Origin of the sequence: Kribbella koreensis, from assembly GCF_039525325.1 — a bacterium.
GTDB classification, from domain to species: Bacteria; Actinomycetota; Actinomycetes; order Propionibacteriales; family Kribbellaceae; genus Kribbella; species Kribbella koreensis.
Genome location: NZ_BAAAHK010000008.1, coordinates 283,771 through 295,350 on the forward strand (window position 1 = coordinate 283,771; position 11,580 = coordinate 295,350).

Consider the following 11,580-nt stretch of genomic DNA (forward strand, 5'->3'; position numbering starts at 1 on the left):
TTCTCTCCGGCCGTCGCTATCGTGCACCCGTGCCAGATCCCGTACTACGCCCGCTGCTTTTCCTAGATGTCGACGGCCCGCTCATCCCGTTCGGATCGACACCTCAGACCCACCCGACCTACGAGCCATCCACCGACGACTCGAACCCCCTCCTAGCCCGGATCGATCCAGCCCAAGGCCCCCGGCTCGCGGCGCTGGGTTGCGAGTTGGTCTGGGCGACCACCTGGATGACCGACGCGAACGACAGCATCTCCCCGCGCCTGGGCCTACCGGAGCTACCAGTGGTGATCTGGCCGGACCCGACCGAGATCGACGAGCAGTACGAGCGGTCCGGCCTCCACTGGAAGACCCACCCTCTGGTCGAATGGGCAGCCGGCCGCTCGTTCGTCTGGGTCGACGACGAACTCACCGACCTCGACCGCGCCTGGGTGGAGTCCAGCCATCGAGGTCGGGCCCTGCTCCACGCGGTCGATCCGCGGATCGGCCTCGCCGAGTCCGACTACTTGGCAATCCGGAGTTGGCTCGAACTCGGATGACCGGTGGGGCCGGGCTGTAATGGTGGGTATGACTGTTGACTTGTTTGCTGGGGTTGCGGTTCGGGAGATTGGGGCGGCTTCGGGGTGGTACGAGCGGTTCTTCGGTGGGGAGCCCGCGTTTCTGCCCAATGAGGTCGAGGCGGTTTGGGAGGTGGGGGAGCATCAGTACGTGTACATCGTGGAGGCGGCGGAGCGGGCTGGTCACGCGCTGGTGACCTTGTTCGTGAGCGACCTCGACGCGGTGGTCGACGGTCTCAGCGCGCGTGGGATCGAGCCGGTCAAGCGCGAGACGTATGAGAACGGCGTACGGAAGATCACCTACAACGACCCGGACGGCAACGAGATCGGCTACGGCGGCGGCCCGGCTGATCACGCTGGGAACGGCTGAGCGGTTACGGGCCGCGGTCGGATGAGGTGAAAGTTGGCTCTGGTGTTGCGGCCGCCTGATCCCCACTATGGTCCAGGGGAGGTGGGGGTGTTGCTGGAGGGGAAGATCCGGCTGCCCAGGCGGCGGCGGGCGGTGGTGTCGCGTGGGCGGCTGGGGGAGCGGCTGAGTGCGGGGACCGGGTTGACGTTGGTGTCGGCGCCGGCTGGGTTCGGGAAGACGGCGCTGCTCACCGAGTGGCTGGGTGAGGACGGGCGGAAGGCCGCCTGGCTTTCGCTTGACGAGCGGGACAACGAGCCGGCGTCGTACTGGTCCTATCTGGTTGCCGCGCTGAGGACCGTGGTGCCCGACGTCGGAGCCGCCGCGCTGTCGTTGTTGCAGGCTTCGCGGCCGCCGGTCGAGGCGGTACTTTCGACGTTGCTCAACGACCTGGAAGCGGTCGAGTACGACGTTGTGCTGGTGCTGGACGACTATCACGTGATCGAGCGGCGTGAGATCCACGACGGGATGGCGTTCCTGGTGGAGCATCTGCCGCCGCAGATCCGGTTGGTGATCGCGAGCCGGGTCGACCCGCCGTTGCCGTTGGCTCGGATGCGAGCGCGCGGCGAACTCGTCGAGCTCCGGTCGGCGGAGCTGCGGTTCACGGCCGACGAAGTCGCGGAGTACCTCAACGGCGTGATGGGTCTGGCGCTGACGGCCCACGACGTCGCGGTGCTGGAGGGACGTACGGAGGGCTGGATCGCCGCGCTGCAGCTGGCCGCGCTGTCGATGCAAGGCCGCGACGACGTCAGCGGCTTCATCGCCGGCTTCGCGGGGGACGACCGGTACATCGTCGACTACCTGGCCGAGGAGGTGCTGCAACGCCAGCCCCAGGAGGTCCAACACTTCCTGCTACAAACCTCCATCCTCGATCGCCTACACGGCCCGCTGTGCGACGCAGTCACCGGCCAGGTCGGCGGAAAGGACCGGCTCGCCGCGATCGAGCGAGGCAACCTCTTCCTCTTCCCGCTCGACGATCAGCGCCGGTGGTACCGGTATCACCAGCTCTTCGCCGACGTCCTCCAGGCGCACCTCCTCGACGAGCAGCCGGACGCCGTCGCAAGCCTCCACCAACGCGCCGGCGCGTGGTACGAAGAGAACGGCGACCGCGCCGAAGCGATCCGCCATTCCCTGGCAGCAAAGGATTTCGCGCAAGCCGCGACCCTGATCGAGCTCGCGATCCCGGCCTTGCGCAGGAACAGGCAGGAGGCGACCGCGCTGGCCTGGCTGCAGGCATTGCCCGACGAAGTGATCCGCGTCCGCCCGGTCCTCAGTGTCTCGTACGCCGGTACGCTCCTGATCACCCATGACCCGGCCGGCGTAGACCGCAGACTCGAAGACGCGCAGCGCCACCTCCAACGCACCGACGAAACGATCATCGTCGACCACGACGAGTACGGACGCCTGAACGAGGCGATCGAGACCTACCGAGCCGCCCAATCCATTGCCCAAGGCAACCTCACCGCAACCGTCGCCCACGCCCGCCAGGCCCTCGCCATCGCAGCCGAAGACAGCCACCTCTGGCGCGCCGCCGCCGCCGGACTGCTCGGCCTCGCCCACTGGTCCGCCGGCGACCTCGAAGCAGCCCACGAAGCCTGGACTGCTTGTACGACGGGACTCCAAGCCTCCGGCCACACCGCAGACGCACTCGGCTGCGCGATCGCCCTGGCAGACATCCGCAGCGCGCAAGGCCGCCCGACAGATGCGATGCGCACCTTCGAACAAGCCCTCCTCCTCAAACCACCCCCAGGCGAACCCGTACTCCGCGGCACCGCCGACATGTACGTCGGCCTGAGCGAACTCCACCTGGACCGCAACGACCCGCAAACCGCAACCCAGTACCTGGCAAAGGCCCAAGCCCTAGGCGACCACCTAGGCCTGCCGCAGTACTCCTATCGCCGCCGCGTCGCCCTGGCTCGCATCCGCGAAGCAGAAGGCGACTACCAAGCCGCACTCCAACTGCTAGACGAGGCGGAGACCGTCTACGTCAGCGACTACTTCCCCAACGTGCGCCCGATCCACGCACTGCGCGCGAGGGTATGGCTCGCGGCGGGGGAGCTGGACAAGGCAATCGACTGGGTCCGCGACCACAGCCTGACCGTCGACGACGACCTCAGCTATCTGCGCGAGTACGAGCACCTCACCCTGGTCCGCGTGCTCGCGGCCCAAGGCATCGCAGTCGAAACGTTCCTCGACCGCCTCCTGCAAGCCGCGCAAGCCGGCCACCGGGCCCGCAGCGTCAACGAGATCCGCACCCTGCGAGCCGACCCCCAAGCAGCCACCACCAACAACGCACGCAAGCAGGGCCTGATCGAGCCACTGAGCGCCAGGGAGTTCGACGTACTGCGCCTGCTCGGCACCGACCTCGACGGCCCCGGCATCGCTCGCGAACTCATCGTCTCGCTGAACACCGTCCGCACCCACACCAAGCACATCTACGCCAAACTCGGCGTCACCAGCCGCCGCGCCGCCGTCCGCCGCGCCACCGAACTGGAGCTGTTCTCCCGCTGAATCACCACCCCGATCACCACTTGTGGTGATGCCGGCTCACCAGCTCGCCGCCTAGCTTGCGAGTCGTGGACGAACCGTACGAAATCCGCCTCCAAGGGCATCTCGACGCCCGCTGGTCGGCGTGGTTCGACGGGCTCGACCTGACCACCGAGAGCGACGGCACCACCGTCATCAGCGGACCCGTGGCCGACCAGGCCGCCCTGCACGGTCTGTTGCAGAAGGTCCGCGACACCGGCCTGCCGTTGCTCTCGATCCACCAGAGCCATGGAAAGGCGACATGACCACCATCACCCGCACCCCGGCACCACCGACGGTCACCCTGCGCAGGACGGCGCTAGTCGCCGGCATCCTCTACCTGATCACCTTCGCCGCGTCGATCCCGGCCCTCCCGCTCTACAGTTCCCTGGTCGACGACCCGCAGTACATCCTCGGCAACGGCTCCAGCGCACCGATCCTCCTCGGCGGACTGCTCGAAGTCATCACCGCACTCACAGCAATCGGTACTGCAGTAGCGCTCTTCCCGGTCGTCAAGCGCCAGAGCCAAGGCCTCGCCCTCGGCTTCGTCACAGCGCGCGTCATCGAAGCGACATACATCGTGGTCGGCGTAGTCACGATCCTCTCGGTGGTGACGCTCCGCGACAACCCCGTCGCAGGCACCGATCCAGCAACCCTCGTCACCGCCCAGCAGTCCCTGGTCGCGATCCACGACTGGACCTTCCTGCTCGGCCCCGGCGTGATGCCCGGCGTGAACGCCCTCCTCCTGGGTACCCTCCTCTACCGCTCCGGCCTCGTCCCGCGCATCATCCCGACGATCGGCCTGGTCGGCGCCCCGTTCTTCCTCGTCTCCGCCGTCGCCCTGATCTTCGGCGCCTACGACCAACTCTCGCTCTGGTCGGGCATCGCCACCGCGCCCATCTTCGTCTGGGAACTCTCCCTGGGCCTCTGGCTCACCATCAAGGGCTTCAAGCAGGCGCCGAATGCATAGGTTCGTGGGTGAGTGGTGACGTAGTCTCCGAAGGATCTGACGTCTGGGTAGTGAGGTGAGTGGTTTGCGGTTCATTCGGGGGCAGCAGCCGGAGCAGGATCTGACGTTCAACGACGTGTTCCTGGTACCGAACCGGTCGGCCGTGCAGTCGCGGCTGGATGTGGATCTCGCGACGACGGACGGGAGCGGGGCGTCGATCCCGATCGTCGCGGCCAACATGACCGCGGTGTCGGGGCGGCGGATGGCCGAGACGATCGCGCGGTGTGGCGGGCTGGCGGTGATTCCGCAGGACATTCCGGTCGAGGTGGTGGCCGACGTCGTCTCCTGGATCAAGCAACGGCACCCGATCTACGACACCCCGCTGGTGATGGCGCCGAGCGGTACCGTCGGCGAGGCGCTCAACCTGCTGCCGAAGCGCGGCCACGGCGCGGTGATCGTGGTCGAGAACGGCCGCGCCGTCGGCGTGGTCACCGAAGCCGACTGCGAAGGCGTCGACCGCTACGCCCAGCTCGAAGGCATCATGTCGCGCGAGCCGCTCAGACTGCCGGCCGGGATCGCGGCGGAGGAAGCGTTCAACCAGCTGTACGACGGCCACCACCGGCTGGCGCCCGTGACGGACGAGGACGGCCACATCGTCGGCATCCTCACCCGCCAGCGTGCCCTCCGCGCCACTCTGTACGACCCCGCGGTCGATGCCCAGGGCAAGCTCCGGGTGGCGGCCGCGATCGGTATCAACGGCGACGCCGAGCAGAAGGCGAAGTCGCTGCTCGACGCCGGTATCGACCTGCTCGTGATCGACACCGCTCACGGTCATCAGGAACGCATGCTCGACGTACTCCGGACAGTCCGCGCCCTCGACCCCGAGGTGCCCGTCGTCGCGGGCAACGTCGTCACCGCCGAAGGCGTCGAGGACCTGGTCGAGGCAGGCGCCGACATCATCAAGGTCGGAGTCGGCCCCGGCGCGATGTGCACGACTCGCATGCAGACGGCTGTCGGCCGGCCGCAGTTCTCCGCCGTACTGGAGTGCGCGACCCGAGCCCGCGAGCTGGGCAAGCATGTCTGGGCGGACGGCGGCGTACGGCATCCGCGGGACGTCGCGCTCGCGCTGGCCGCCGGAGCGTCGAGCGTGATGATCGGCTCGTGGTTCGCCGGAACGTACGAATCGCCCGGCGATCCGCACCGCGACAGCGACGGCCGGATCTACAAGGAGAGCTTCGGGATGGCGTCGGCCCGCGCGGTGCGGCTCCGTACCGCCGACGACAGCCCCTTCGAACGGGCCCGTAAGGGCTTCTTCGGCGAAGGCATCTCGACCGCCCGGATGTACCTCGACCCCGAACGCCCGAGCGTCGAGGACCTGCTCGACTCGATCGTCTCCGGCGTCCGCAGCTCGTGCACCTACGTCGGCGCCACCAACCTGGAGGAGTTCCACGACCGCGCCGTCATCGGCATCCAAAGCGCCGCCGGCTACAGCGAGGGCAAGCCGCTCAACACCAGCTGGTGAGGCAGACTAGGCCCGTGAAGGCTCGACACCTGCTGGCCGGTGGCGTCGCGCTGCTGCTGTGCGCAGCCGGGCTGACGCTCATGGGCGCCGACGAAGCTCCAGCCGCCCGTGAGCAGGCCGACCTCACCATCGTTGCCCTGGGCGACTCGGTGACATCCGGCGTCGGCTGCCGATGTACCGCCTTCCCAGGGCTCTACGGCCGTCTGATCGCCGACCGCACCGGCCAATCGGTTGCCGTCGACAACCAAGGTGTCAGCGGGATGAACTCCGGCGGCCTGCTGACCCAGCTGAAGCACAAACACTCATCCATCAGCGAAGCCGTCCAGACCGCGAACATCATCCTGATCACCATCGGCGCCAACGACTACCTCGGCCACGAGGACGCCGTCACCCGAGCATCCTGTACGCCGATAGTCCCCAACAGCTGCGTCGCCAAAGAGCTCAGCCGCCTACCCGCCAACCTGCATCAGATCCTGACCCGCGTCCGCGCCCTCCGCCCCGGCGCGACCGTGCTGATGACCGGCTACTGGAACGTCTTCCGAGACGGGCAAGTAGCCCGCGACCGCTACACGCCCGACGGCATCGAAGCATCCTTCGCCCTCACCCGCGCGACAAACGCAGCGACTGCCGACGCGGCCCGAAGCGACGGCGCGACCTACGTCGACATCTTCACCGCGTTCGAAAAGCCAGGCCAGGACGTCACCACCCTGCTGGCCCCCGACGGCGACCACCCCAACGCCGCCGGCCACGCCCTGATCGCCCGAAGCCTCGCCTCGGCAACAGTCCTTCTAGCGCACTAGTGCCCGCTCCGCGCGAGCCGGAAGCCGAGGTCGTCGATGTGGAACGTCGGGTGACTCTTCCGGCGACTCGAGGCTCGGCAAGCGTTCGGCGGATCGTACGCACCCCCACCGCGGAACACCCGGTACGGTCCGTACGCCGCCGAGTGGAGGTCCCAGGTCCACTCCCACACGTTGCCGAGCAGATCGTGGAACCCCCACCGATTGGCCGCCTTGCCGCCGACCTCGTGCACGCGCCTACCCGAGTTGTCCCGGTACCACGCGATCTCGTCGATCGGACCGTATCGTTGCTCAGGGCCCCCAGTACGGCAGGCATACTCCCACTCCGCCTCCGACGGCAGCCGATACCCGCCGGCCGCCCAATCGCAGGCGACCTGCTCCCCGTCCCGATCCCCATCAACGATCGCGTACGCCGGTACCAGCCCCTCCCGCACTGACAACGCGTTGCAGAACCGGACCGCATCCAGCCACGACACATCGGTAGCAGGCAGGGCACTTGAACCACCGTCGTACTCCGCCCGCGTCACCGCGCAAGCAGCCAGCCTGAACGGCGCCACGTCCACGACCCACGAGGCGTCCAGCCCCTCGTCGCGCAACGCAACCTTGCCACCCGGAAGCTCAATCATCAGACCCGGACGCTAACACCGATCCACGAGCTCAACTGATCGCGTCCAGAACGAGTTCTGCTGCTGCATGTGTCCGCGGAGGAGGTGCCGCCGGAAGGGTTTTGGCAGCCGTTGACCGGGGGGATCAAGGGGGACGAGACGGCTGTACAGGCGGTGGCTCGGGAGGTGTTCGAGGAGACCGGGCAGGTGGTGGGCGAGGGCGAGTTCCGGTTTGTGGCGGACGGGATCCGGGTGAAGGTCTCTGCGGACTTCGAGGTGGTGAAGAGCCTCTTCGTGGTGCGGCTGCCTTCGCAGGTGGTGACCGTGGAGCCTAGCGAGCACGACGACTTTCGGTGGGTGGAGCCGGGTGAGGTGAGTGGGTTGCTGCACTGGGAGAGCAATCGGGAGACCTGGGAGCAGGTTCAGAAGGTGCTCTGAGCAGAGGCGGTGCTGCCGTTGCCGGCAGCACCGCCTTCGCTGCTAGGGGAACTTCAGGCGGATGATGAAGTTGTCGATGCCGCTGGGGGAGCCGCCGTTCATGTCGTCGTTGGTGGAGGTGATCCAGAGGGCGCCGTCGGGGGTTTTGGTGACGCTGCGGAGGCGGCCCCAGGTGCCGGAGAAGACGGCTTGGGGGGTGCCTACGCCGGTGCCGGCGGAGTTGATCTGGGTGACCCAGAGCTGGCGGCCGGTGACGCCGGCGATGTAGATCCAGTCGTTGACGATCTCAACGCCGCTCGGTCCGGCCTGCGAGGTGGACCAGGTGCGCTTCGGGGCGATGTAGCCGCCGCAGTCGCCGATGGTTCCTTCACAGGCGGGCCAGCCGTAGTTGCCGCCCTTCTGGATCAGGTTGAGTTCGTCCTGGCTGTTCTCGCCGAACTCGGCGGCCCACAGCTGCCCGCGCGAGTCCCACGCGAGACCCTGCGGGTTGCGGTGACCGAGGCTGTACACGTACCGCGCGTTGCCGCCCTCGCTGAAGAACGGGTTGTCGCTCGGCGGCGTACCGTCCGGGTTGATCCGCAGGATCTTGCCGTTCAGCGAGCCGCGGTTCTGCGAGTTGCCGCTGTTCTTCGCGTCGCCGACGGTCGCGTACAGCTTGCCGTCCGGACCGAACCGCAGCCGGCCGCCGTTGTGGTACCGGTTCTTCGCCAGCCCGGTCAGTACCGGCTCCGACGTCGTGGCCAGCACACCGTTCTCGTACTTCATCCGCACGATCCGGTTGTCGTTCGCGGCCGTGTGGTAGAAGTACACCCAGTGGTCGGTGCTGAAGTTCGGCGACAACGCCAGCCCCAGCAGGCCACCCTCACCAGTTGTGGTGACAGCGCCAGGAACCTTGCCGAGCGTGGTCTTCTGCCCGGTCGACGTCACCAGCAGTACCTCGAAACGGTCCCGCTCGGTGACGAGCGCCGACCCTGATCCATCCGGCAGGAACGCGACGCTCCAGCCCAGGTCGACCTTCGCGATGTCCCGGTCGTACGCCGGAATGCCACCGGTCCCGGTGCTCGCCGTCCGCACGCTCACCGCGTTGCTCGCGGCCGACGCGTTGCCGTCGGGGTCGCGCGCCTTGACCGTGAACGAGTACTGCGTGTTGGGCGTCAGGTTCGTGATCGTCGCCGTCAGCGAGCTCGTCGTCGACACCTTCGTCGCGCCCTGGTACACGTCGTACCCGGCGATGCTCCCGCTGTTGTCGGTCGACGCGTTCCACGCCAGGCCGACACTGTTCGCGGTGATCGACGTCGTGCGCAGGTTGCCCGGCGCGGTCGGGGGCTGCGTGTCGCCGCTCGGCGGGGTGGTGAAAGCGACCACGTTGCTCTGCTGCGACGCGTTGCCCGCGGCATCGAACGCGCCGACGGAGACGTCGTAGGCCGTATTGGAGGTCAACGTGTCGACCGTCGCTGACAGTGTGCTCGCGTCGACCACCTTGAGCACATTGCCGCCGCGGTTGATCTCGTACCGGACCACGCCGACGTTGTCGGAAGCCGCCGTCCAGGTGAAGGTGGCCGCGTTCGACTTGATGTTGCTGACGGCAAGGTTCGACGGAGCCGACGGTGGCGTGACGTCGTCGCTGGTCGGCGTCACGGTGAGCTTGTCCGCGTTCGGACCGCCGTCGGCCGTGGTCGCGCGGGCGCGGATCTTGTTCGTGCCCGCGGCCAGGGTCAGCCGGACCGTCTTGGTCTGCCAGCTGGTCCAGTCGCCGGTACCGGGGAAGGTGATGCCGACCGCGCCGGCCACGCCGTTGACGGTGAAGTCCATCGGCCGCTGAGCGGTCGTCCCGTTGGCGTAGCGAAGCGTCACGTCGGCCGGCCCGGCGGGCGCCGTCACCGTCCACTCGACATAGCTGCCGACGAGGTTGTCGTAGTTGACGAAGCCGGTACCGGTGTAGCCGGCGTGGTTCGACTCGACCACGCCCTGGGAGATGGTGGCGTTCTCGGCCTGGTAGTCGGTCGAGGCCGCGGTCGCGGACGGGGTGAGGGGTGCGAGGGCCAGCGTGACGGCCACGGCCGACAGACCGCTGAGCAGCGCACGCCGAAAGGATCGACGAGTCATGGAGGTCTCCTGATGTTCCGGGGCGGAAAGGAGCTGCAGGAACCACAATTAATAGTTAGGAAAGTTTCCTTTCCTAACTCGTAGTTCGCATCACACCACTGTCCGTCAAGGCCTGTCAACCCTTCGGGAATGCGCTTGCCCAGCGAACCGGTTCAGCTTTCCGAGACCGTGATCAACACCTTGCCGGTCGCGCCGGCCTCGACGGCCTGGTGAGCCTCGGCGGTCTGAGCCAGGTCGAAAGTGTGCAGCGGCAGGCCCGCGTCCTCGCCGACGGGCAGCACGCCGGCGGCGATCGCGGCGCTGACGTCCTCGGCCGCGGCCGAGATGAGCTTCGGGCCCACGCCGTAGAGCAGTAGGAACTGGTACCGGGCGTTCAGGCCCATGTTCGCGCGAATGTCGAGGGCGAGCGGCTGGTTGCCGTCGTTGGCGTAGATCGCGATGGTGCCGAGCGGGCGTAGTACCGCGAGGTTGAGCTCGTTGTTGGCGCCGGCGGCGACCTCGACGATCACGTCGACCCCGTCCGGAGCGAAGGAACGGATCTGCGCGGCCGCATCCTCTTCCCGGTAGTTCACGACGTGATGCGCACCGGCGGACTCGGCGTAGGCGGTCTTGCCCGGGCTCGTCGTCGCGATCACCGTGGCGCCCGCCCACCGAGCGAGCTGGATCGCCGCGTGCCCGACCGCGCCGGCGCCGCCCGCGACCAGAATCACCTTGCCCTCAAGGGCTCCTGGCGAAAGCCGGGTCGGGCCGTCCTCGGCGACCGTCAGCGCGCGATGTGCCGTGATCGCCGGTACGCCGACACTCGCACCGATCTCGAACGACGCGCTGTCGGCCAGCGGGAACACCCGCTCGACCGGAAGCGTCGTGTACTCCTGGGCGGACCCGCTCATCGGCCGCTGGAACGCTGCAAGCGTGAACCAGACCCGATCGCCGACCGCAACCTGGTCCACCCCTGCGCCGACGGCGTCGATGACACCCGATCCGTCCTGGTTCGGGACGGACTCGACCGCCTCACCGCCGTACAGGCCGGTCCGGGCCTTCCAGTCCGTCGGATTCACGCCCGACACCACGACCCGGACCCGCACTTCTCCCGCTGCGGGCTCCGGCACCTCGCGATCGACAAGCCGAAGAACGGAGTCGGCCGCACCGAGTTGGTCAAAGACAATTGATCTCATACCGCCTACAGCCCCCCAGCGCCCACACCTATTCCGCTGACGCCGGGTACGGCTCGCACCGCCACGCATGCACAACCCTCGCGAACCACCCCGACACGCCGCAGTAAACGATTGCCCACCCGAGTTAGGTATGCACCCAGGGCCGGCCGGCGCCGGCCGGCGACCCAGATCCGGGTCGGCACTCAGTCTCTTGGCGCTTGGTGGGTCAGATACGGGGGTCCCGGGGGTCGCGGAGGTCGCGGCGTTCTTCCACGACGGTGGTGTGGGAGGCCCGGGTGCGCTGGCCGTTCAGGAGCAGGACCAAGGCGATGCCGAGGGCGCCGGCGCCCATCAGGATGTAGCCGACCATGGTCAGGTCGACGCCGCTGATCCGGTCCGAGACGGCGAACGCGAGTACGCCGCCGACGGCGAGCAGAAAGATTCCTGCGCCGATACCCATCAGATACCTCCAGTAGTTGTGCAGCCCACGGGCGGCGGGCGGCGCCACCTCCGCGTACCCGGT

At 67.9% G+C, this 11,580-nt stretch carries 12 protein-coding genes; 8 read left to right on the forward strand and 4 right to left on the reverse strand.

The features are described 5' to 3' along the window. The first annotated feature begins 29 nt into the window (after nucleotides 1–29). The 7 genes from ABD116_RS19405 (at nucleotide 30) to ABD116_RS19435 (ending at nucleotide 6,757) form a co-directional block, all read left to right on the forward strand. Nucleotides 30–536 (forward strand): HAD domain-containing protein, encoded by a 507-nt coding sequence (locus tag ABD116_RS19405; protein ID WP_343971715.1) that lies wholly within the window; start codon nucleotides 30–32, stop codon nucleotides 534–536. Between the two features lie 28 nt (nucleotides 537–564). Next, nucleotides 565–924, forward strand: a complete 360-nt coding sequence (locus ABD116_RS19410) for a VOC family protein (RefSeq protein WP_343971718.1) — start codon at nucleotides 565–567, stop codon at nucleotides 922–924. 87 nt (nucleotides 925–1,011) lie between these two features. After that, nucleotides 1,012–3,471, forward strand: coding sequence for a winged helix-turn-helix domain-containing protein (locus ABD116_RS19415; RefSeq protein WP_343971721.1), 2,460 nt, complete (start codon nucleotides 1,012–1,014; stop codon nucleotides 3,469–3,471). A gap of 65 nt (nucleotides 3,472–3,536) precedes the next feature. Continuing rightward, nucleotides 3,537–3,752, forward strand: coding sequence for a hypothetical protein (locus tag ABD116_RS19420; protein WP_343971723.1), 216 nt, complete (start codon nucleotides 3,537–3,539; stop codon nucleotides 3,750–3,752). After that, nucleotides 3,749–4,456, forward strand: coding sequence for a DUF4386 domain-containing protein (locus ABD116_RS19425; protein ID WP_343971725.1), 708 nt, complete (start codon nucleotides 3,749–3,751; stop codon nucleotides 4,454–4,456). The genes ABD116_RS19420 and ABD116_RS19425 overlap by 4 nt, the downstream gene beginning before the upstream one ends. A 64-nt stretch (nucleotides 4,457–4,520) precedes the next feature. Beyond that, on the forward strand, nucleotides 4,521–5,957 hold the full coding sequence (locus ABD116_RS19430; protein ID WP_343971728.1) for a GuaB1 family IMP dehydrogenase-related protein: 1,437 nt from the start codon (nucleotides 4,521–4,523) through the stop codon (nucleotides 5,955–5,957). A 14-nt stretch (nucleotides 5,958–5,971) separates the two neighbouring features. Continuing rightward, nucleotides 5,972–6,757, forward strand: coding sequence for an SGNH/GDSL hydrolase family protein (locus tag ABD116_RS19435; RefSeq protein ID WP_343971731.1), 786 nt, complete (start codon nucleotides 5,972–5,974; stop codon nucleotides 6,755–6,757). Here ABD116_RS19435 and ABD116_RS19440 read toward each other — a convergent pair. Further along, a complete protein-coding gene (locus tag ABD116_RS19440) occupies nucleotides 6,754–7,380 on the reverse strand; it encodes a formylglycine-generating enzyme family protein (RefSeq protein WP_343971734.1) in 627 nt (208 codons plus the stop codon). The two genes, ABD116_RS19435 and ABD116_RS19440, sit on opposite strands and share 4 nt — an antisense overlap. Before the next feature lie 63 nt (nucleotides 7,381–7,443). Here ABD116_RS19440 and ABD116_RS19445 point away from each other — a divergent pair, with 63 nt between their 5' ends. Next, on the forward strand, nucleotides 7,444–7,797 hold the full coding sequence (locus tag ABD116_RS19445; RefSeq protein ID WP_343971881.1) for an NUDIX domain-containing protein: 354 nt from the start codon (nucleotides 7,444–7,446) through the stop codon (nucleotides 7,795–7,797). 42 nt (nucleotides 7,798–7,839) lie between these two features. Here the strand turns inward: ABD116_RS19445 and ABD116_RS19450 are convergent, their stop codons facing one another. The 3 genes from ABD116_RS19450 to ABD116_RS19460 form a co-directional block, all read right to left on the reverse strand. Next, nucleotides 7,840–9,903, reverse strand: coding sequence for a PQQ-dependent sugar dehydrogenase (locus tag ABD116_RS19450; protein ID WP_343971737.1), 2,064 nt, complete (start codon nucleotides 9,901–9,903; stop codon nucleotides 7,840–7,842). 152 nt (nucleotides 9,904–10,055) lie between these two features. After that, nucleotides 10,056–11,078, reverse strand: coding sequence for an NADPH:quinone reductase (locus tag ABD116_RS19455; RefSeq protein ID WP_343971740.1), 1,023 nt, complete (start codon nucleotides 11,076–11,078; stop codon nucleotides 10,056–10,058). Nucleotides 11,079–11,283: 205 nt separating this feature from the next. Further along, complete coding sequence (locus ABD116_RS19460; RefSeq protein WP_343971743.1) at nucleotides 11,284–11,517, reverse strand: DUF6458 family protein; 234 nt, start codon at nucleotides 11,515–11,517, stop codon at nucleotides 11,284–11,286. Nucleotides 11,518–11,580 lie beyond the last annotated feature (63 nt).